The 20264-nt window shown below is 55.4% G+C and carries 20 protein-coding genes; 15 read left to right on the top strand and 5 right to left on the bottom strand.

The window, feature by feature from the left end; all coding sequences use genetic code 11:
* Positions 1-29: 29 nt before the first annotated feature.
* Positions 30-2219: a S46 family peptidase gene (locus STH12_RS14795; RefSeq protein ID WP_126168247.1), complete on the bottom strand. Its 2190-nt coding sequence runs from the start codon at positions 2217-2219 to the stop codon at positions 30-32.
* A 116-nt stretch (positions 2220-2335) separates the two neighbouring features.
* On the opposite strand from STH12_RS14795, the gene dnaB reads away from it, so the two are divergent.
* Both dnaB and alr read left to right on the top strand, forming a co-directional pair.
* On the top strand, positions 2336-3742 hold the full coding sequence (gene dnaB, locus STH12_RS14790) for a replicative DNA helicase (RefSeq protein WP_126168246.1): 1407 nt from the start codon (positions 2336-2338) through the stop codon (positions 3740-3742).
* 30 nt (positions 3743-3772) lie between these two features.
* On the top strand, positions 3773-4849 hold the full coding sequence (gene alr, locus STH12_RS14785; protein ID WP_126168245.1) for an alanine racemase: 1077 nt from the start codon (positions 3773-3775) through the stop codon (positions 4847-4849).
* Between the two features lie 76 nt (positions 4850-4925).
* On the opposite strand, the gene STH12_RS14780 is transcribed toward alr, so the two are convergent.
* Positions 4926-5390 carry a chemotaxis protein CheX gene (locus tag STH12_RS14780; RefSeq protein WP_126168244.1) on the bottom strand — a complete coding sequence of 155 codons (465 nt, stop codon included), beginning with the start codon at positions 5388-5390 and terminating at the stop codon, positions 4926-4928.
* A 191-nt stretch (positions 5391-5581) separates the two neighbouring features.
* Here STH12_RS14780 and dusA point away from each other — a divergent pair, with 191 nt between their 5' ends.
* From dusA to STH12_RS14765, 3 genes are all read left to right on the top strand, one after another.
* On the top strand, positions 5582-6562 hold the full coding sequence (gene dusA / locus STH12_RS14775; RefSeq protein ID WP_126168243.1) for a tRNA dihydrouridine(20/20a) synthase DusA: 981 nt from the start codon (positions 5582-5584) through the stop codon (positions 6560-6562).
* Positions 6563-6759: 197 nt separating this feature from the next.
* Positions 6760-7041 (top strand): hypothetical protein, encoded by a 282-nt coding sequence (locus STH12_RS14770; RefSeq protein ID WP_126168242.1) that lies wholly within the window; start codon positions 6760-6762, stop codon positions 7039-7041.
* Between the two features lie 143 nt (positions 7042-7184).
* Positions 7185-7379, top strand: coding sequence for a PspC domain-containing protein (locus tag STH12_RS14765; RefSeq protein ID WP_126168241.1), 195 nt, complete (start codon positions 7185-7187; stop codon positions 7377-7379).
* 87 nt (positions 7380-7466) lie between these two features.
* Here STH12_RS14765 and STH12_RS14760 read toward each other — a convergent pair whose 3' ends face one another.
* Positions 7467-8207, bottom strand: coding sequence for an enoyl-CoA hydratase-related protein (locus STH12_RS14760; protein WP_126168240.1), 741 nt, complete (start codon positions 8205-8207; stop codon positions 7467-7469).
* 28 nt (positions 8208-8235) lie between these two features.
* On the opposite strand from STH12_RS14760, the gene STH12_RS14755 reads away from it, so the two are divergent.
* Genes STH12_RS14755 through STH12_RS14745 form a run of 3 tightly spaced genes read left to right on the top strand, consistent with a single transcriptional unit; the run spans position 8236 to position 10441 of the window.
* On the top strand, positions 8236-8712 hold the full coding sequence (locus STH12_RS14755; protein WP_126169545.1) for a copper chaperone PCu(A)C: 477 nt from the start codon (positions 8236-8238) through the stop codon (positions 8710-8712).
* Positions 8713-8726: 14 nt separating this feature from the next.
* Positions 8727-9698, top strand: coding sequence for a DUF2333 family protein (locus STH12_RS14750; protein ID WP_126168239.1), 972 nt, complete (start codon positions 8727-8729; stop codon positions 9696-9698).
* A gap of 2 nt (positions 9699-9700) precedes the next feature.
* On the top strand, positions 9701-10441 hold the full coding sequence (locus STH12_RS14745; RefSeq protein ID WP_126168238.1) for a TIGR04219 family outer membrane beta-barrel protein: 741 nt from the start codon (positions 9701-9703) through the stop codon (positions 10439-10441).
* Positions 10442-10504: 63 nt separating this feature from the next.
* On the opposite strand, the gene tolC is transcribed toward STH12_RS14745, so the two are convergent.
* The gene (gene tolC, locus STH12_RS14740) at positions 10505-11803 is read right to left on the bottom strand and encodes an outer membrane channel protein TolC (protein ID WP_126168237.1); all 1299 of its coding nucleotides are present in this window, start codon (positions 11801-11803) and stop codon (positions 10505-10507) included.
* A gap of 239 nt (positions 11804-12042) precedes the next feature.
* Between tolC and nudF the strand changes: the two genes are divergently transcribed.
* The 7 genes from nudF to parC all read left to right on the top strand — a co-directional run bounded on the left by nudF (position 12043) and on the right by parC (position 19919).
* The gene (gene nudF / locus STH12_RS14735; RefSeq protein ID WP_126168236.1) at positions 12043-12657 is read left to right on the top strand and encodes an ADP-ribose diphosphatase; all 615 of its coding nucleotides are present in this window, start codon (positions 12043-12045) and stop codon (positions 12655-12657) included.
* Between the two features lie 5 nt (positions 12658-12662).
* Positions 12663-13082: a DUF1249 domain-containing protein gene (locus STH12_RS14730; RefSeq protein ID WP_126169544.1), complete on the top strand. Its 420-nt coding sequence runs from the start codon at positions 12663-12665 to the stop codon at positions 13080-13082.
* Between the two features lie 15 nt (positions 13083-13097).
* The gene (cpdA, locus tag STH12_RS14725) at positions 13098-13937 is read left to right on the top strand and encodes a 3',5'-cyclic-AMP phosphodiesterase (RefSeq protein ID WP_126168235.1); all 840 of its coding nucleotides are present in this window, start codon (positions 13098-13100) and stop codon (positions 13935-13937) included.
* Between the two features lie 26 nt (positions 13938-13963).
* A complete protein-coding gene (locus STH12_RS14720) occupies positions 13964-14539 on the top strand; it encodes a YqiA/YcfP family alpha/beta fold hydrolase (protein ID WP_126168234.1) in 576 nt (191 codons plus the stop codon).
* A 55-nt stretch (positions 14540-14594) separates the two neighbouring features.
* Positions 14595-16481 carry a DNA topoisomerase IV subunit B gene (parE, locus tag STH12_RS14715; protein WP_126168233.1) on the top strand — a complete coding sequence of 629 codons (1887 nt, stop codon included), beginning with the start codon at positions 14595-14597 and terminating at the stop codon, positions 16479-16481.
* Positions 16482-16563: 82 nt separating this feature from the next.
* Complete coding sequence (locus tag STH12_RS14710) at positions 16564-17652, top strand: PQQ-dependent sugar dehydrogenase (RefSeq protein WP_237158875.1); 1089 nt, start codon at positions 16564-16566, stop codon at positions 17650-17652.
* The gene (parC, locus tag STH12_RS14705) at positions 17649-19919 is read left to right on the top strand and encodes a DNA topoisomerase IV subunit A (RefSeq protein ID WP_126168231.1); all 2271 of its coding nucleotides are present in this window, start codon (positions 17649-17651) and stop codon (positions 19917-19919) included. Before STH12_RS14710 ends, parC begins: the two co-directional genes overlap by 4 nt.
* A 67-nt stretch (positions 19920-19986) precedes the next feature.
* Here the strand turns inward: parC and STH12_RS14700 are convergent, their stop codons facing one another.
* Positions 19987-20178 carry a bacterioferritin-associated ferredoxin gene (locus STH12_RS14700; protein ID WP_126168230.1) on the bottom strand — a complete coding sequence of 64 codons (192 nt, stop codon included), beginning with the start codon at positions 20176-20178 and terminating at the stop codon, positions 19987-19989.
* Positions 20179-20264: the final 86 nt, after the last annotated feature.

Below are 20264 nucleotides of genomic sequence, written 5' to 3'. Positions count from 1 at the left end.
GGGTGGCCTTTTGCAAGAGTTTATAGATTTCAGTTGGTTACAACATCCATCTCATCCAACAGGTTGTGGGCATTATCGACTTTGTCCATCATCCACAGGATGTAACGTATATCTACGTGTACAGCGCGGGTGATTTCCGGGTTAAAAAACCAGTCTTTGGTAATAGCTTCGTAGGTGGAGTCGAAGTTGAGTCCAACCAGTTCGCCGCGGCCGTTGAACACGGGGGAGCCTGAGTTGCCGCCGGTGGTGTCTACGCTGGAAAGGAAGTTCACCGGTACCGAGCCAAAGGCTTCGGGTTTATCCTGGCAGGAGAACAGACGGCACATAAAGCTTCTTGCATCCGGGTAGAGGTCATCGACTTTGTGCTTGCCCATGTCACCGGCCTTAATCGCATCCAGCACTTTTTGCGGCGCGTTGAAAGGTTCAACCCCAGTGTGCTTGGCCACTATGCCTTCGAGACGGGTGAAAGGCTGCTTATAGAGGGCGTCACGGGACTGATAACCATCCACCATGCCGTAAGTGATGCGCAAAGTGCCGTTGGCGTCAGGGTATACCGGCCAGCCTTTATCCTTGTAGTAGGCTATCACAGCTTCCATCATCGCCGGACGGGCAATACTGAGCTTACCATCCAGGGTCTTTTCGGCCTTTTCCTGTGCCATGCGGGTGTCGTACAGCGCAACGGCAAGCTGGATGAAAGGATCGTCAGTTGCCTGGAACTCGGCTGGTGTCTTGTCCATCCAGGCGAGACGGCTGGCCTGGTCGGTCAGGCCGGTGGCGCTGTAAAGCGCATCCAGTCGTTCAGACAAGGGCTTGTCGTCACCTTTATTCAGCATCTTATCCAGCGCTTCAACCCGGTGAGACTGAGCCAGATACTCTTCGATATCAGCCTGCCACAGCACCTTGTCTACTTTCACATCGAAGCTGGAGTCGATGCGCTTCAGGCGGTCGGCGAACATCTTGATGTCGCGCTCCTGATAACCCTGCTCACGCTCGGCATCCGGCTTTTGCTTTTCATTGGCGAGACGATACAGGCGATTGGCGGCGCCAAGCAGATCGCTCGACTGGGCGTTGTTGAAGTAATAGTTGGTCTGATACTGATCCTGGCCTTCTTTAATCAGGGCTTTAAGCTCTGCCATCTGTTTGGCATCGCCGTGGCTGGCAAACCAGGCCATAAAGGCATCTTCGCGCTGCTGCTTGATGGCAGCGATGTCGGTGGCTTTGAAGCCATCGAGCAGACCATTGAGCTTTTTCATGCGGTTGGCCATACCTGCCACTGTGCCTGCGTACTTAATGGCAAGTTCTGGCTCGGCGGCGCCCATGGCTTCAATGGTATCGATGCGGGCCTGGAAGCGTTTGGCCTGGGTTGGGTAAAGCCAGCTGCTGGCAAACTCAAGCTCTGTGGTCAGGCGGTAGCGGCTGGTTGAGCCGGGGTAACCTGCCACAAATACGCCGTCACCGGCTTTTACGCCGGAGCCATTTACTTTCAGGAAGCTCTTTGGCTGATAGGGCACGTTGTCGTTGCTGTAAGGCGCGGGCTTGCCGTCTTTGCCTACGTAGGCACGCAGGAAGGTAAAGTCGCCGCTGTGACGTGGATACTCGTAATTGTCGATATCACCGCCGTAGCTGCCCACGCTTTCGGGGGGTGCGTACACCAGGCGCACATCGCGGATCATCAGTTGTTTGATGAGATAGTATTCCAGGCCATTGTGGAAGCTGCGTACCGAGCAGCGATAGTTATCGTCGCTCTCACATTCTTTAATCAGTGCTTTTTGACGATTTTCAATGGCTTCTACCCGAGCCAACGGCTCATCTGGCAGGGCATCGGTCACGGCTTTGGTCACGTCGGTAACCGCTTCGGTCACGTACAGGCGTTCGTTGGGGCCAGCTGAAGGTTCCTTATCTTTGCTGGTCGCGAGGAAGCCTTCGGCCAGGTAGTTTTTATCCTTGCTGCTGTTATATTGAATCGCCCGGTAAGCACAGTGATGATTTGTCACTACCAGCCCTTGGGGGGATACGAAACTGGCGGTACAATACCCCAGCCCCACCACGGCATTCATAGGATGGCGAGTCAGGTCGGCGAGTTGTTCTGCGGGGATATCGATTCCACGGGCCTTGAGTTTGTCTGCGATGGAAGGCATCTGATAAGGTTGCCACTGGCCTTCGTCGGCGACTGCCAGGGCCGATGAGAGCACCAGCGCCGCTGCCACTAGGTTGCGCATGTTGATTCCTTAATTATTTTTCGTGAGTCCATCGTGGATGGGATGGGCTTTGGTATCACCAAAGTCGCGAAGATTTATACCATATTTTGCAAATCCGTTGGATATTGGGAGACTGAATGTCACAGGAAGCCGCGTTTAAGCCCAAGGGGAAACCCAGAGACGCTCAGCTTGATGCGCTAAAGATGCCGCCACACTCCATTGAGGCCGAACAGTCGGTGCTCGGTGGCCTGATGTTGGATGCCGAGGCCTGGGATAAGGTGGCCGAGGCCGTGGTGCGTGACGACTTTTATTCCCGCTCTCACCGACTGATTTTCTCTGCCATGCAAAGATTGGTGGAGCAGGGCCAGCCGCTCGATTTGATTACCGTGTCCGAGCAGCTCGAACTGAATAACGAGCTGGAAGACGCAGGTGGCTTTGCATATCTGGGCGAAATTGCCAAGAACACCCCCAGCGCCGGTAACATTCACTCCTATGCCGAAATCGTGCGTGAGCGTGCGGTGGTGCGGGAGATGATCCGGGTTGCCCACGAAATTGCCGATGCCGGTTATAACCCGGAAGGTAGAGACTCCAGCGCCTTGCTGGATTTGGCCGAAACCAAGGTATTTAAGATTGCCGAGCAGCGGGCCAATGCCAACGAAGGTCCCGAGGACATCAAATCCATCCTTGAGAAAACCGTCGATAAAATCGAAGAGCTGTATAACAACCCTCACAATGGTGTGACCGGGGTGTCCAGCGGCTTTTCGGATCTCGACCGTATGACCGCAGGCTTCCAGAGCGGCGACCTGGTGATTGTGGCGGCTCGTCCGTCCATGGGTAAAACCACCTTCGCCATGAACCTGTGCGAATACGCCGCCATGAACGAAGACAAACCTGTGCTGATTTTCAGTCTCGAGATGCCCTCGGAACAGATCATGATGCGTATGCTCGCGTCCCTCGGACGCGTGGACCAAACCAAGGTGCGTACCGGCCAGCTGGACGATGAGGATTGGGCGCGGGTGTCTTCCACCATGGGGCTGATGCTCGAGCAGGGCAAGATGTATATCGACGACAGCTCGGGTCTGACTCCGACCGAAGTGCGCAGCCGTGCCCGCCGGGTTGCCCGTGAGTGGGGCGGTCTGTCGATGATCATGGTCGACTACCTGCAGCTGATGCAGGTGCCGGCACTCTCTGATAACCGTACCCTGGAAATCGCCGAAATCTCCCGCTCGCTCAAGGCGCTGGCCAAAGAGCTGGAGATCCCGGTGATTGCCCTGTCGCAGCTTAACCGCTCGCTGGAACAAAGAGCCGACAAGCGCCCGGTGAACTCGGATCTGCGTGAATCCGGTTCTATCGAGCAGGATGCGGACCTCATCATGTTTATCTACCGTGACGAGGTATACAATAACGATTCCGCCGATAAGGGAACGGCCGAAATCATTATCGGTAAGCAGCGTAACGGCCCCATCGGCCGGGTACGTTTGACCTTCCAGGGCCAATTCTCCCGCTTCGACAATTATGCCGGTCCTCAGTTTGAAGAGGACTAACTCCGTTATGGCTCTCACAAGGCAGTTATTTTGAAACCCTTTCCCCGCGCAGAAATCAGTAGTCGCGCGCTGAAAGCCAACCTTGCCCGGCTTCGGGAAATTGCCCCCGGCAGTAAGGTTATGGCAGTGGTAAAGGCCAACGGTTATGGTCATGGCCTGCTCAATGTTGCCGAGGTCGTTAATGATGCCGATGGTTTTGGTCTGGCACGCCTCGAAGAAGCATTGGAAGTACGCGCCGGTGGCGTCAATGCCAGGCTGCTGTTGCTGGAAGGCTTTTTCCGCACCGAAGACTTGCCATTGCTGGTGGAGCACGATATCGACACCGTGGTGCACCATGAATCACAGCTTGCGATGCTGGAGTCGGTGAGCCTGGAAACACCGGTTACAGTGTGGCTGAAAGTAGACTCCGGCATGCACCGTCTCGGGTTTCATCCGGAAGATTTTGAGCAGGTGTACCAGCGTTTACAGGCCAACGCCAACGTGGCCAAGCCGGTGCATCTGATGACCCATTTCAGCTGCGCCGACGAGCCAGACAACCAGGTGACAGCGGCGCAGATGACGCGTTTTCAGCAAGTTACCGAAGGCCTGCCCGGCGATAAAACCCTGGCCAACTCCGCCGGAGTGCTTTACTGGCCCGACAGCCAGGCCGATTGGATCAGACCGGGGATTGCTTTGTATGGCGTATCGCCAGTCGCAGGGGATTTGGGCGCCAATCACGGTTTGCAGCCAGCTATGGCGCTGATGTCTCAGCTGATTGCCGTGCGTGAGCATAAGGCCGGTGAGAGTGTTGGTTATGGCGCTTACTGGACATCCAGCCGCGATACCCGCCTTGGTGTGGTTGCCATAGGTTATGGCGACGGTTACCCCCGTAATGCCCCCGAAGGCACGCCGGTACTTATCAATGGCCGAAGGGTGCCGATAGTGGGACGGGTCTCCATGGACATGCTGACGGTGGATTTGGGGCCCGATGCCAATGATAAGGTCGGTGATGCCGCCATGTTGTGGGGGCCGGATTTGCCGGTAGAGGAAGTGGCAGAGCAGATTGGTACTATCGCCTATGAGCTGGTGACCAAGCTGACCCCGCGGGTGGCTGTTTGCCTGGATTAACCGCCGGGCATTGATAAACACCTGGTCTGAAAAAGGCGCTCACAGTTGGGCGCCTTTTTTGTGTCGTTTTTAAATGTCAGTTTTCAAAACAGATTTCGATATAGGCCGTGCCGTAGGGACTGGTGAACGGCATGATGATTTTGGTGCCGTCGGCCTTGTGAGAAATACGATGACCCGTGCCCGCCACGACAACCGGGGTCGCCATTTCAAATTCGTACCCCTTTTCGCCCAACAGGTTTTTGGCGCCGCCGGTAACCATGTTGGTGATTTCCCCGACCATGTCGGTGACTTCATCGTTAATTTTGCCGGGGTTTTCCCCCAGCATATTTTGCATGATTTGCAGCGCCAGGCTTTCTTCGAAGGTTATCGACATCGAGCCCTTGGTCTGCGGCCCCACCATGCCTATCAGCCCGGAAACATCACCCTTGGCCAGATTGTCGGTTTTCAGTCGGGCCTTACCCGGCGTCAGCTGCATCGAGGCCATGGTCGAGACCACATTCAGCAAAGACTGTAAAAACGGATTGATAAATTCGACATTCATTCCAGGCGCACCTCGATTGATATTTATCGCGAGGGCATCCCGTGATGTCGCCCGCATATTCATAAGGGTAGATGAATTTTATAGTGGCGGGTAAGTTTTGCCGGGATCGCGGTCGGGATTTTGGGTGTCGTTTTGTCGCGCCGGCGTGTAAAATATCCGCCCTTTATTGCCGCTGACAGGATGGGCCTTGTATGCCATCGCCAATTAATCGCACCTTCTCCGTTGCGCCTATGCTCGACTGGACCGACAGGCACTACCGCTATTTTGCCCGTCTGATGTCCAACGAGGCGCTGCTGTACACCGAAATGGTCACCACCGGGGCGATTCTGCACGGCAAGGGCGACTATCTTGAGTACAACCAGGAAGAGCATCCGTTGGCACTGCAACTGGGTGGCTCCAACCCTGCCGATTTGGCGGCCTGTGCCAGGCTCGCCGAAGCACGCGGCTATGATGAGGTAAACCTGAACGTCGGTTGCCCCTCGGATCGGGTACAGAATGGCCGTTTCGGCGCCTGCCTGATGGCCGAGCCCAAATTGGTTGCCGAGTGCGTCGAAGCGATGCGCCAGCAGGTGTCGATTCCAGTAACGGTCAAGACCCGTATTGGCATAGATGAGCAGGACTCTTACGAATTTCTCACCGACTTTATCGACACAGTTGCCGCAGCTGGCTGCGATACCTTTATCATCCATGCCCGTAAAGCCTGGCTGCAGGGATTGAGCCCGAAAGAGAACCGCGAAATTCCGCCGCTGGACTACGACCGCGTGTATCAGCTCAAGCAGGACTACCCACAGCTTTCCATCAGCATTAATGGTGGCGTGACCTCGATTGATGCGGCCAAAACCCATCTTGAGCGGCTCGATGGCGTGATGGTTGGACGCGAAGCCTATCAAAACCCATTTATTCTGGCTGAAGTCGACAGTGCCCTCTGCGGGAAGACCTCGCCGGTCCAAAGCCGGGAAGAGGTTATCGGGAAATTACTTCCTTATATCGGGAAACACCTTGAGCAAGGTGGCAGACTCAACCATATCAGCCGACATATCATAGGTTTATATCAGGGCATTCCAGGCTCACGCGCCTGGCGCCGTCACTTGAGTGAGAACGCTCACAAGCCGGGCGCCGGTATCGAAGTGATTGAAAATGCACTGAAAGCAATGGAAGACAACGGCCTTTAATTCCGCAAGTTTTTCAAATTGGCGAAATTTACCACAAGCTTGGTTAATTTCGCCTGCCAACCATCTCTCCTCCGTTCTCCTTTTGTGCTAAATGCTGTTTTATTTTTTGTAAAACAGTAGCTTGCTTTTATTTTTCAAAATTGGCACGGCAATTGTAACTCCCTCTGTGACATTGGTTAACAAACGGAGTGAACACCATGTTTAAGCAAACTTTGAAATCTACTTTGGCGGCACTGGCACTGACTTCTTCATTGGGCATGGCCAGCGCTCAGGCAAACGAAGCACTGACAACCGAGCTTTTGCGCACTGTCGAGCAAAACATGGTGAGCCAGACCAAGGAAATGTTGCAAAACGCTGCCCTGGATCTGCAGCTGGAACTGAAGACCGAACTGACCAAGAGCTGGGCGGCCATCACAGAAGAGAAAGTGGTTGCCACTGTGCCTGCCAAAGCCGAGGCTCTGGTCGCCTCCAAGGAGTAATCCATGTGGCTGACAGTGGGACTTTCGTTGAAAACGGCACTGGTGCTGCTATTACCGGTAGCAAGCTTTGTGGTCTTTGCCGGATTCACTTGCCTGATGCGCTGGCACAGGTTCTGAAGCAACGCCCTTGAGGAACGAACAGTATGAGCAGTATTGAAATGCGCCTTAACAATCCCCGCCGCCTGGTATGTGGCGTGGCCGCGGCCATGGCAGACAAGTTTGGCTGGTCTTGCATGTGGACCCGGGTGGCCTGGATGGTATCTACCTTGCTGAATCCTGCGATGACGCTGCTGGTTTACTTTGCGCTGGCATTGCTGATGGAGAAGTGGGAAGCATGAGGGTGGCAGGTGTTTTGATGATTTAGCCAGCCCCTTGCTGAACGCTCCTGTGGGGGGAGTTTTCAGCCAGGGGTTGGAGCACTTGTGTTATGCCTTGCCAAGAAATGCCTGAAATCTGGCCTTGGCTTCATCGCTTTTCAGCCGTTCACCAAAGGCTTCCAGTTCCAGATGCATTTGATGTTGCACCCTGTGTTTATGGGGACGCATCAGTTGCCGGGTTTGTTGCAGCGCCTGGGGCGGCTGAGCTGCGAGTCGTTTGGCCTTGTCCATGGCGGTTTGCAGCAGGGTCTCAGTGGGAACCAGGCCGTTAATCAGTTTAAGCTCGCAGGCGGTCACGGCATCGAAGGGATCGCCAAGCAGCAAGAGTTCTGCCGCCTTTTGGTATCCCACCAGTTCCGGCAACAACATGCTGGCGCCGGCCTCGGGAACCAGCGCCAGATTGACGAATGGTAATTGAAACCTGGCGCTGTTGTCGGCATACACCAGATCGCAATGAAGCAGCAGTGTGGTGCCTATGCCCACGGCGCTGCCACTTACGGCTGCCACCATGGGTTTTTTCAGTTCAAGTAAGCAAAACAGAAAGCGTACGGCGGGGTGATTTGGCCCTAAGTCGCTATTTTGCAAAAAGTCTGCAACATCGTTGCCAGCGGTGAAGCAATTGGCTTCGCCGCTCAACAGGAAGGCACGAATCTCATTGTCGCTCTCACCTTGCATAAGGTATTCTGTGAGCTGCCGGTACATATCGAGGTCGAGCGCATTGCGCTTATCCGGGCGGTTAAAGCTGAGGTGGCGAACGCCCTCTACGTCCTTGACGAGTATCTTACTCATGGGATTTCCTCTGATCACTTGGCATGACATGGAGTGTATGACATTGAAACCAATATTCAAACATCTGTTTAATCTCGCCCTTGTGGGACTTTTATCCGCACCAGCCATGGCTGAGATTATAGTGAAAGATGGATTTGTGCGCGCAATGCCCCCCGCTTCGCCCAACACAGCTGCGTATTTCACCCTGATTAACCATGGTGAGGCCAACGAGCTGGTGGCGGTGAGCACCCCGGTCGCCCGTGAAGCTCAGCTGCACACCCTGGTAACGGAAAACGATGTGGTCAAGATGCGTCAGGTCACCGGCTTCCCCGTTGATGCCCACGGCACTCTGGCGCTTGGTGAGCAGGGCGACCATGTGATGTTGCTTGGTCTTAAGGCGCCACTTGCCGAAGGCGAGACTGTCGCCCTTGAGCTGACCTTCAAGTCCGGTGAAACCGTGGAGATTTCACTGCCGGTGAGCAAAGCGGCTGCCGCTGCTGATGAGCATCATCACCACCATCATTAAAGGAGTAAACACAGATGCAAGTGACATGGAAAAAGGTCGCAGGTGTAGCTGCGGTGGTTGCCGTGGTTATGTACGGGGTGAGCGTATGGTGGAGCGTCGAGCCGGATGTGCTTGAGCCCGAGGTGCTGAACGCCGAAGATGGCCAGATGGTGGTGGGTTACGCCACAACGTCTTCGCTTATCAACACCCTGGATACCTTACTGAATAAGCCGGGCGGCTGGTTGTCGAACGACACCACACCACCGTCCATCTTTATGGACAATATGCCGGCGTTTGAATTCGGCGCCCTGGAGCAGGCCCGGGATCTGGCGCTTATTATGCGTAAAGAGTTCAGTCGCTCTCAGTCGCAGTCTACTGCCGACAACGACTTGCTGGAGGCTCACTCCAAGCTCAATATTGACCACACCTCCTGGCTGGTGCCCAGCGCCGAGAGCGAGTACAGCGATGCCATCAAGCTGCTGAAACTCTACCGCGCCCGCATCTCCGACAGCACCAACCGTGATGCCCAGTTTTACGCCCGCGCCGACAACCTGAATGAGTGGCTCAAAGAGGTGCAAAAGCGCCTTGGCAGCATGTCGCAGCGTTTGTCTGCCAGTGTGGGACAGGAGCGTCTGAATACCGATCTGGCCGGCGATACTTCTGCCCGTCAGTCCACCCCCAATCTTGCCAACCATCAGGTGAAAACCAGCTGGTGGGAGATTGACGACGTCTTCTACGAGAGCCGCGGCTCCTGTTGGGCTCTGCTCAACTTTATGAAGGCCGTTGAGGTCGATTTTGCCGATGTGCTCAAGAAGAAAAATGCCGAAGTCAGCTTAAAGCAGATCATCCGCGAGCTGGAATCGACCCAGCAAACGGTTTGGAGTCCGCTTGTTCTTAATGGCACCGGCTTTGGCTATGTGGCCAACCATTCCTTGGTGATGGCCAACTACGTTTCCCGCGCCAATGCGGCGCTCATTGACTTAACCAACTTGCTTTCACAGGGTTAATTATGCAGAAATCCGTTCTCGCAGCTGCGCTGCTCACCGCCATGGCGGCTTCTTCAGCCAACGCAGCCACTGTATTAGGTTTCAAGGCCGGTGCCGATTACTGGCAGGCCGACGCCGCAGGCAACGTGCCTGATAACGCCGGCAACCTGCAAGGTTTTGATTACGATACCTCCGGCCAAACCAGCCTCTGGATTGCGGTTGAGCATCCCATTCCGCTGGTGCCAAACCTGCTGATCCGTGAAAACCGCCTCGAAGAAAATGGCTTCAAGAGTGGTGCCGACTTCAGCTTCGGTACCATCGACTTCAGCGGTGATGTTTACAGCACCATGGATCTGAGCAACACCGATTTCGTGCTCTACTATGAACTGCTGGACAACGACATTGTGTCGCTGGATGTGGGCGGTGCCTACAAGCAGATGCATGGCTCCTTCCGTGTCAGCAACGCCTCAGCGGTAGCGCAGCAGAAGGACTTCGATGGCGGCATCATCATGGGTTATGCCAGCGCCGTTGTGGGTCTGCCAATTGTTGGCCTGTACGGCTTTGCCGATCTGATGGCCGGTCTGGATGAGAGCCAGGTGTACGACTACAGCGTGGGTCTTGGCTGGGAATTCGACGGTGTGGCACTGGATACCCGTATCCGCGCCGGCTACCGCGAGTTTAACTTCGATGTAAACAACTTCGACGGTATCTCTACCGACAGCAGCTTCAAGGGCTTCTTCGGTGGTGTGGAACTGCTGTTCTAACAGCCGTTCGTCAGACATAAAAAAACCGCCCATTGGGCGGTTTTTTTATGCTTCAGTAAAGCCTTACTGAGACAGCATCAGACCATTGTTGATGGCGATGATGTCATCTTCAGTCAGGGTACCGGCAGCCTGTTTCAGGGCCAGCACTGAGCTGATGTAGCTGTAGCGCGCATCGGACAGCTTACGCTTGGAATCGTACAGGTCACGGGTACGGTTCAGCACGTCAACGATGGTACGGGTACCTACTTCAAAACCGGCCTGAGTGGCATTCAGGGCGCTCTCAGAAGACACCACTGACTGCTCGTAAGCGCGGATGGAGCTGATAGAGGCACCCACGTTGTTGAAGTTGTTGCGAACATCCTTCACCACGCGGCGATAGCTCTGCTCCAGCTTCTCGCTGGCTTCAACGTATCTGTACTGGGCCTGCTCAACCTTGGAGCTGACCTTGAAGCCTTCGAAGATTGGGATAGACAGATTTACACCAATTGAGCTGTTGTCGAAGTCTGGACCTGGGGTCTGCTCGAAGCCTTTGGTGTAACCGGCACTCAGGCTCAGCGAAGGATAGTGACCGGCTTTGTACAGGCTGATGGTCTCTTCGGCGATGTCTTTACCAATGCGCTGACTCATCAGGTCGGTGCTGTTGGTTTCGGCCATCTTGATCCACTCGGACGGCATGGCTGGCGCCGGTGCGGCCGCGCTGAAACGGTTGGTGTCGAGCACATTGATAGACTTGTGGTCGATGCCGGTGATTTCACGCAGGGCTTCGTAGCTGTTGGACAGGGTGTTCTCGGCCAGGATTTCAGTGGCCGAGGCCAGGTCATACTGCGCCTGAGCTTCGTGTACGTCGGTGATGGCGGTCAGACCCACAGCAAAACGCTGCTTGGTTTGCTCCAGCTGACGCTCGATAGCGCGCTTCTCGGCGCCCTGGAACTCGTAGTTGTCCTTGGCTTTGAGTACGTCAAAGTAGGCCTGAGTCACGCGGATGATCAACGACTGCAGTGCAGAGGCATAAGCTGCATCGGCCTGAGCCGCGGCTTTTTCGGCCAGAGACAGACCTACCCAGGCGCTGTGATCGTAGATCACCTGATTCAACTTGATGCCACCGGTGAAGCCATCAGAATCGTCTGATGGGTCTTTCCAGGCCTTGTCATAGCCAACGTTGGCACTGATGGTTGGCAGCAGGGGAGCGCGGTTTTCTTCAATCTGGGCGTAAAGCGCGTTGCGCTGAGCCTGAGCCTGCAGTACCAGCGGATCGCTGGTCAGTGCCTGCTGGTAAATTTGCAGCAGATCATCGGCATGGACATTTGATGCACCGGCGGCCAGAACCACGGCGGCGCACAGAGAGCTGAGCTTGAATTTCATTGGCTGTCCTTATTGAGACAATGTCCCCGAGGGCGGGGTTATTAACTGGATTAAAATCACATGCCCTTAATCCGGGCGGTTCGCGCTTCCCGACGCTTCCCGAAACAGCTAAAAGTTAATGGTTGAAATACTAAAAAATCAACCATTTTTGAGTCAAACCCGAAGTGTAACAGATTTTAATTTAAATCTTTGTGTAAAAGCCCTGATAATAAGTGAAAGATGTACCGATGGAGCAAGGGATGTTTAACAGACTGTTTAGCCGAAAAGACATAGAAGTGCTGGAGTCGCGCCCGCTGTATCAGGGCTTTTTCCGCATGATGCAGTATCGCTTTCGGCACAAGCTGTTTGCCGGTGGCTGGAGTGAAGAGATAACCCGCGAGGTCTTCGAGCGCGGCCATGCGGTGGTGGTATTACCGTACGATCCTGCGACCGACAGCGTGGTGCTTATCGAGCAGGTCCGTTTTCCTGCGCTGGAAACCAGTGAACATCCCTGGCTGCTGGAGCTGGTGGCCGGCATGATGGAGCAAGGGGAGTCTGCCGAAGAGGTGGCGCGCCGTGAGCTGATGGAAGAGGCCGGGCTTGAAGCCAAACGCCTTATTGCCACCGGCAGCTACCTGTCCAGCCCGGGCGGCTGCAGCGAGCGCTTTTACTCCTTTCTGGCCGAAGTGGATGCCAGCAAGGCCGAAGGACTGCATGGTCTGGCCCACGAGCATGAAGATATCCGGGTATTGGTGCTGCCCCGCACCGAAGCCTATGCCATGGTAGAATCAGGTGAAATAGACAATGGCTCGACCGTTATCGGGCTGCAGTGGCTGGAATTGAATCACCATAAGTTTATCGGGAGCCGGGATTGAGCGGTGTGAAACCCAGATATCAACCCAACCTCAATGGGTTTCTTGCCCTTTGTGGACGCAATTATGCCTTGCTGCTGCGCTGGCTGCCGGAGGCGCTCGCCCTGGATGCGCCAGTCAGTGTGCGGGGCAAACATGGGTTGCTGAAGATCACCTTGCTGGAAAATACCCGCTACACCCAATTGGTCGAAATATCCCGCCCGTTGGAAAAAACTCCGCTTATCGCAGACCCCAAGGTATTGGTTCGGATTTATCATGATGCTAAATTAGCAGAAGTGTTAACTGGTCAGCAGATTTCCCTCCTCAGTGCAGTGTATGATTACCCCAATTTGCGAATGTACCAAAGTGATGAAAAGTACCAGGTTAATGCATTCCTGGAAGAATTATTGAAGATTGGCTGTCGTAATCAGATGACAGTGCAGTCTTAAAATTGGGTCGACATAGTGCTGAAAGAGGCTGTTGAATATTCACTGACAGAGGGGGAGACTGCGCGCCTGGTGCAGATCACCGACCCGCATCTGTTTGCCAGCCATGAGGGGCAACTTCTGGGTGTGAATACCGCCCAGAGTCTCTCGGCCGTGCTCAATACCCTCAACGCGACCCATTACCCCGCCCACCTGATGCTGGCCACCGGCGATATCAGTCAGGACTATACCCCCGAGTCTTACCGCAACTTTGTCGATGCCATCGGCTTTCTGGGCTTGCCTTGTCATTATCTGCCCGGCAATCACGACGATCCGCGGGTGATGCACCTGCATATGCAGGGTCCCAGAGTATTTGGTCAGCAGCGTATCTTTATTGGTAACTGGCAAATCCTGATGCTGGACAGCACAGTGCGCGGCAAGCCCGGCGGCCATATGGGCGAAGTCCAGTTTGCGCTGATTGACGAAGCCATCGCGGCCGAGCCCGAGCGCCATACTTTGCTGGTGATGCATCACAACCCTATTTTGGTTGAATGTGCCTGGCTCGATCAGCACTGCATGGATAATGGTGCGGCATTTCTTGAGCGGGTTTCGCAATACCCTCAGGTGAAAGGTGTGCTTTGGGGCCATGTGCATCAGGCGCTGGATGAGTTTTACCCCCGAGACAATGCGCCACTGCCGCTGATGGCCACCCCGTCGACCTGTATTCAGTTCAAGCCCAAATCCCCTTATTTTGCCCTGGACCATCTGCAGCCCGGCTATCGTTTGCTGGAGCTTTTGCACGATGGTAGCATTCATACCCATGTTTACCGGGTGCCAGGCAACCTGTTCGCCCCCGACCATAACTCCAGCGGTTACTGAGGGCTCAGGCCGCAGCGTGAGGACCTATGCTGCTCTACATACATGGATTCAACAGCTCTCCCAAATCTGAAAAAGGCGTGCTGACGGCAAACTTCCTCGCCAGCCAGTTTCCGGGCGTACGACTGCTGCAACCGCAATTGCCATCTGATATCGATGAAGCCGCCAAGCTGCTCGCCGACCTGACCCAAGAGGCCCGCGAGCGTGGCGAACCGCTGAGATTCATAGGCTCATCCCTCGGCGGCTTTTATGCTACCTGGCTTGCCGAAACCTTTGGCGGTAAGGCTGCACTGATTAACCCTGCGGTCTCGCCCTATGATTTGTTTGAAGAGTTTCTCGGTCCGCAGCACAACCCTTATACCGACGAGCACTATCAGGTGTTGCCGGAGCACCGGGAAGCATTGAAAAGCTATGACGTGGAAGCCATAGCCAATCCCGACCGCTTTTTTGTATTATTACAAACCGGTGATGAAGTGCTGGATTACCGTTTGGCACTGGACAAATACCATTGTTGCCGGATGCTGATCGAACCCGGCGGAGACCACAGTTTTGTGGGTTTTGAGCGGCAGTTGCCGGATATCGCCGCATTTTTAGAGTTACCTTGACAAACCGAACCGCAGGGCCGCACCATGGCCTGAATAACGAAAAATAACGTGCGCCATGACCAACCAATACAATTCTGATGCGATTGAAGTGCTGAATGGCCTTGAGCCTGTGAAGCGCCGCCCCGGTATGTATACCGACACCACCCGTCCCAACCATTTGGGACAGGAAGTTATCGATAACAGCGTGGACGAGGCCCTGGCGGGTCACGCCAGTCGCATCGATGTCATTCTGCACACAGACAACTCCCTCGAGGTCATCGACGATGGCCGTGGCATGCCAGTGGATGTGCATCCCGAAGAAGGCATTCCCGGGGTTGAGCTTATCCTCACCAAGCTCCATGCGGGCGGTAAGTTTTCAAACAAAAACTACCAGTTTTCAGGTGGTCTCCACGGGGTGGGGATCTCGGTGGTGAATGCGCTTTCCAAGCGGGTTGAAATTACCGTGCGCCGCGATGCCCAGGTCTATGAAATGGCCTTTGAGCATGGGGAAAAGGTTGAGGATCTTCGTGTTACCGGCAGCTGTGGCCGCCGTAACACCGGCACCAGTGTTCATTTCTGGCCCGACGCCAGCTATTTTGATTCCCCCAATTTCTCCATCACCAAGCTGGTGCATCTGCTGAAAGCCAAGGCGGTGCTCTGCCCCGGGCTTAGAATTAAATTCTCCAACAAGCAAACCGGTGAAGTGCAGGAATGGTACTTTGAGGCCGGTCTGACGGATTACCTCAAAAGTGCGGTGGGCGATGTGACCATGCTGCCGCCAGAGCCTTTCGTTGGCAGTTTTTCCGGCAATAATGAGGCCGCTGACTGGGCCATCACCTGGCTGCCGGAAGGTGGCGAGTATCTGGCCGAGAGCTACGTTAACCTGATCCCCACGCCGCTTGGCGGCACCCACGTAAATGGCTTCCGTCAGGGGTTGTTGGAATCCATGCGTGAGTTTTGTGAATTCCGCAATCTGATCCCACGCGGCCTCAAGCTGAGCCCGGAGGATATCTGGGATAAAACTGCCTTCATTTTGTCTATCAAGATGCAGGACCCGCAATTTGCCGGCCAGACCAAAGAAAAGCTCTCCAGCCGTCAGAGTGCTGCATTTGTCTCCGGCATAGTGCGTGATGCGTTTTCGCTGTACCTGAACTCCCACACAGATCTCGCCGAAGCGCTGGCCGAGATGTGTATTGCCAATGCGCAAAAGCGCATGAAGGCGGCCAAGAAGGTGGCCCGTAAAAAGGTGACCTCAGGCCCAGCGCTGCCCGGCAAGCTGACCGATTGCAGTGGTCAGGACCCCATGACATCAGAACTGTTTTTGGTGGAAGGTGACTCGGCGGGTGGCAGTGCCAAACAGGCGCGGGATCGTGAGTTCCAGGCCATCATGCCGCTGCGCGGTAAGATTTTGAATACCTGGGAGGTGGAAGCTTCGCAGGTGCTGGCATCGCAGGAAGTGCACGATATCTCTGTGGCCATTGGCTGCGACCCTGACAGCGATGATATTTCCGAGCTGCGCTACGGCAAGATTTGTATCCTCGCCGATGCCGACTCGGATGGACTGCACATTGCCACCCTGTTGTGCGCACTGTTCCTTAAGCACTATCGGGTGCTGGTGGAGCGTGGCCATGTGTATATCGCCATGCCGCCGCTGTTCCGTATCGATATCGGCAAAGAGGTGTATTACGCCCTCGATGAGTCCGAGAAGCAGGGCGTGCTCGACCGTCTGGCGGCCGAAGGCAAGAAGGGTAAGCCGCAGGTGACCCGATTCAAAGGTCTGGGTGAGATGAACCCGCTGCAACTGCGGGAAACCACCATGGACCCCAACACCCGCCGTTTAGTGCAGCTGACCATTGATGATGCCGACGATACCGTGGCGCTGATGGATATGCTGCTGGCGAAGAAGCGCTCCGGCGATAGAAAGACCTGGCTTGAAACCAAAGGCGATTTGGCTGTCATCTGAGAACATCCATGCCCATGATAACGATAACAGGCAAAAGAGAATGTTGAGTAACACGAACCTTGGCCGCCTACTGGTTGCGGGGATGACCTGGCTGTCGTTGCCGGCGTTTGCCGAGCAGTCGATGACCATTACCGTGACCAAGGGATTCGGCATCGAACTGTACGCCTCGGATCTGGACGACGCCAAGCAATTGGCCGTGGGTGCCAACGGCACCCTGTTTGTCGGTTCGGCGAAAGGTGGCACCATTACCGCATTGGTGGACGCCAACAACGATGGTCGGGTAGACCGTCGCTATGTGGTCGGCAAAGGGCTGGAAAACCCGGAAGCCATCGCATTCCACAACGGCGATTTATACGTGGCGCTGGAAGAAAAAATCCTGCGTTACGAAGACATTGAGCAGCGCCTGCGCCGCCCCGGCCGCCCCAAAGAGGTGTACGGCAAACTACCCGCCGAAACCAAAAAGAGCGCCCGCGCCATGTCATTCGGCCCTGATGGCCGCCTGTATATCGCCATTGGTGCACCCTGTAACGTCTGCGAAGCGGAAGCCCCCTTCGGTTCGATACTCGCCATCGATGTACGCACCGGCGCCAGCGAGCAAATCGCCACCGGCGTGCGCAGTGTCCGTGGTTTTGACTGGTCCCCGAAAGACGGCAAAATGTGGTTTGCCGACATAGGCCGCGACTGGATGGGCGACAACCTGCCACCGGATGAAATCAACCGCGTCGACACCAAGGGTGTGCACTACGGCTTCCCCTATGTGCACGCCACCAGTGTGATGGAACCCGCTTACGAGAAGCCGGACAACCTCAAGGTGACGGCGCCTGTATTTGAACTGCCCGCCCATGTTTCGCCCATGGGGCTGCTGTTTTATCGCGGTGAGCAGTTCCCCGCCGAGTATCACAACCAGCTGCTGGTAGCCGAAAACGGCTCCTGGAACCGCTCGAGCAAAATCGGCTATCAGATAGTGGTGCTCAGTATCGACAAGGGTGAGGTGGCTAACCGCGAAACCCTGATCAGTTTCCTCGATGGCGAGTTTCCCGTGGCCCGGCCCTATGCCATGGCAATGGGAACCGACGGTTCGCTGTTTATCTCAGATGATTTGAAAGGCAATGTTTATCGGTTCTTCTTCAAGCATGAAGAAGAGGCGGCGACGCAGGAAGAACAACCATGAGTGACGCCATAGACTTAAGCCTGGATGGCGTGGAGCAGATGCCGCTGAGGCGCTTCACCGAAGAGGCTTATCTCAATTATTCCATGTACGTGATCATGGACCGGGCCTTGCCCCATATCGGCGACGGTCTCAAACCGGTTCAGCGCCGTATTGTGTATGCCATGAGTGAACTGGGGCTGAGTGCCCAGTCCAAACATAAAAAATCCGCCCGTACCGTGGGTGACGTGCTGGGTAAGTATCACCCCCATGGTGACAGTGCCTGTTACGAAGCCATGGTACTGATGGCGCAGCCGTTCTCTTACCGCTACCCGCTGGTGGACGGTCAGGGTAACTGGGGGGCGCCGGACGATCCCAAGTCCTTCGCCGCCATGCGTTATACCGAAGCCAGACTGTCGCGCTTCAGTGAAGTGCTGCTGTCGGAACTTGGCCAGGGCACAGTGGACTGGGGCGTGAACTTCGACGGCACCATGAAAGAGCCCAAGGTGTTGCCGGCCCGTTTGCCGCACATTCTGCTGAACGGGGTGACAGGTATTGCCGTGGGTATGGCAACCGACATTCCGCCGCACAACGCCCGCGAGCTTGCCAGCGCCTGTATCGAGCTGTTGGACAACCCCAAAACCGAACTGCCACGACTGATGGAACTGGTGCCCGGCCCGGATTATCCCACTGAAGCCGAAATCATTACCCCCAGTGATGAGATTGCCCGCATTTATGAGTCCGGCCGTGGCTCCATCAGGATGCGCGCGGTCTACGCCATGGAAAATGGCGAAGTGGTGATCTCAGCGCTGCCGCATCAGGCCAGCTCCAGCAAGATCCTCGAGCAAATAGCCGCCCAGATGCAGGCGAAAAAGCTGCCAATGGTGTCGGATCTGCGTGACGAATCTGACCATGAAAACCCTGTGCGCCTGGTATTGGTGCCACGCTCCAACCGGGTCGACGTTGAGCAGTTGATGGCACACCTGTTCGCCACCACCGAGCTGGAAAAGAGCTACCGGGTCAACCTTAACGTACTCGGGCTCGATGGCCGTCCCAAGGTCAAAGGCCTTAAGGACATGCTCACCGAGTGGCTGGAATTCAGAACCGAAACGGTTCGCCGCCGCCTGCAATTCCGCCTCGACAAGGTGCTGGCACGTCTGCACATCCTCGAAGCCCTGATGGTCGCCTTCCTCAACATTGATGAAGTGATTGAAATCATCCGCTTCCACGATGAACCCAAGGCTGAGCTGATGGCCCGTTTTGGCCTCAGCGATCGCCAGGCGGAAGCCATCCTCGAGCTGAAACTGCGCCATCTGGCCAAGCTCGAAGAAATTAAAATCAAGGCCGAGCAGAGTGAACTCGAAGCCGAGCGCGACAAGCTGGAGCAGATCCTTGGCTCCGAGCGTCGTCTCAAGACCCTGATCAAGAAAGAGCTGGAACAGGACGCCGAGACCTATGGTGACGATCGCCGCTCACCGCTGGTGGTGCGTCAGGAGTCCCGCGCGTTGACTGAGCAGGAACTGCTGCCAACTGAACCTGTGACTGTGGTGTTGTCTGAAAAAGGGTGGGTGCGCTGCGCCAAAGGCCATGATATCGATGCTGAAGGTCTGTCTTACAAGGCCGGTGACAGCTTTCTGTGCGCCGCGCCGGGCAGAAGCAACCAGCAGAGCGTGTTTATCGACAGCTCCGGCCGGGCGTTTGCCACCGATACCCATACCTTGCCGTCGGCCCGAAGCCAGGGCGAGCCAATAACCACCCGCTTCAATCTGGCGCCGGGTGAGACCATGGAACACGTGCTGCTGGGTGAAGAGCAGCAGCACTATCTACTGGCCAGTGATGCCGGTTACGGCTTTATCTGCAGCTTTGCTGACATGGTATCGCGCAACAAGGCCGGTAAAGCGCTGCTGAGTTTACCATCCGGTGCCAAGGTGTTGCCGCCAAGGCGGGTGGATAAAGACGCCAATCCATCGATTCTGGCCATCACCAATGAAGGCCGTATGCTGGTGTTTGGGCTCGATGCGTTGCCGCAGCTTGCCAAGGGTAAGGGTAACAAGATCATCGGCATCCCGTCCGAGCGTGCCAAGCTGCGTGAAGAGCTGCTGATCCATCTGCAACTGGTGCCAGCTGAATCGCCAGTGACCCTGTGGGCCGGAAAGCGCAAGTTGACCCTGAAGAGCGCCGATCTGGAGCACTATCGCGGTGAGCGCGGCAGACGTGGCGCCAAGTTGCCCCGTGGCTTGCAGCGGGTTGACCGGGTTGAGCTGGGCGAAGGCGATACGCCTGTGCTGTAAGCGGAACTGAAAAAGAACCACAAAAAAGCGCTGCCCCGGCAGCGCTTTTCTTTTGGCCGAAGTATGGTTAAGCCACTTCGTAATAGTTGGGTTCTTTATCCAACTGGCGCTCAATCACCTCCAGGGTCATCTGGATGCACTTGCCACATTGGCTGCCCACGCCCAAACGCTTTCTCACCGCCGCCAGGGTGGTATCTCCTTGATGCACGGCCTGCTGAATTTGGGTATCGGTAACGGCATAACACACGCAAACGTACATGATGATTCCTGCTGAGCAATTGAACGGGGGAATTATAAATAAAAACCGTTCTCATCATCAATAACGCTTTTTTATATAGGTGAGCG

Source organism: Shewanella khirikhana, assembly GCF_003957745.1.
GTDB lineage: Bacteria > Pseudomonadota > Gammaproteobacteria > Enterobacterales > Shewanellaceae > Shewanella > Shewanella khirikhana.
This window is presented reverse-complemented; position numbering and strand designations above follow the sequence as displayed.

Excerpts from the sequence above, each read along its gene's own strand:
- STH12_RS14795 (WP_126168247.1), bottom strand. The coding sequence starts at position 2,219 with ATGCGCAACCTAGTGGCAGCGGCGCTGGTGCTCTCATCGGCCCTGGCA.
- dnaB (WP_126168246.1), top strand. The coding sequence starts at position 2,336 with ATGTCACAGGAAGCCGCGTTTAAGCCCAAGGGGAAACCCAGAGACGCT.
- STH12_RS14780 (WP_126168244.1), bottom strand. The coding sequence starts at position 5,390 with ATGAATGTCGAATTTATCAATCCGTTTTTACAGTCTTTGCTGAATGTG.
- dusA (WP_126168243.1), top strand. The coding sequence starts at position 5,582 with ATGCCATCGCCAATTAATCGCACCTTCTCCGTTGCGCCTATGCTCGAC.
- STH12_RS14770 (WP_126168242.1), top strand. The coding sequence starts at position 6,760 with ATGTTTAAGCAAACTTTGAAATCTACTTTGGCGGCACTGGCACTGACT.
- STH12_RS14765 (WP_126168241.1), top strand. The coding sequence starts at position 7,185 with ATGAGCAGTATTGAAATGCGCCTTAACAATCCCCGCCGCCTGGTATGT.
- STH12_RS14760 (WP_126168240.1), bottom strand. The coding sequence starts at position 8,207 with ATGAGTAAGATACTCGTCAAGGACGTAGAGGGCGTTCGCCACCTCAGC.
- STH12_RS14755 (WP_126169545.1), top strand. The coding sequence starts at position 8,236 with ATGGAGTGTATGACATTGAAACCAATATTCAAACATCTGTTTAATCTC.
- STH12_RS14750 (WP_126168239.1), top strand. The coding sequence starts at position 8,727 with ATGCAAGTGACATGGAAAAAGGTCGCAGGTGTAGCTGCGGTGGTTGCC.
- STH12_RS14745 (WP_126168238.1), top strand. The coding sequence starts at position 9,701 with ATGCAGAAATCCGTTCTCGCAGCTGCGCTGCTCACCGCCATGGCGGCT.
- tolC (WP_126168237.1), bottom strand. The coding sequence starts at position 11,803 with ATGAAATTCAAGCTCAGCTCTCTGTGCGCCGCCGTGGTTCTGGCCGCC.
- nudF (WP_126168236.1), top strand. The coding sequence starts at position 12,043 with ATGTTTAACAGACTGTTTAGCCGAAAAGACATAGAAGTGCTGGAGTCG.
- STH12_RS14720 (WP_126168234.1), top strand. The coding sequence starts at position 13,964 with ATGCTGCTCTACATACATGGATTCAACAGCTCTCCCAAATCTGAAAAA.
- parE (WP_126168233.1), top strand. The coding sequence starts at position 14,595 with ATGACCAACCAATACAATTCTGATGCGATTGAAGTGCTGAATGGCCTT.
- STH12_RS14710 (WP_237158875.1), top strand. The coding sequence starts at position 16,564 with ATGACCTGGCTGTCGTTGCCGGCGTTTGCCGAGCAGTCGATGACCATT.
- parC (WP_126168231.1), top strand. The coding sequence starts at position 17,649 with ATGAGTGACGCCATAGACTTAAGCCTGGATGGCGTGGAGCAGATGCCG.
- STH12_RS14700 (WP_126168230.1), bottom strand. The coding sequence starts at position 20,178 with ATGTACGTTTGCGTGTGTTATGCCGTTACCGATACCCAAATTCAGCAG.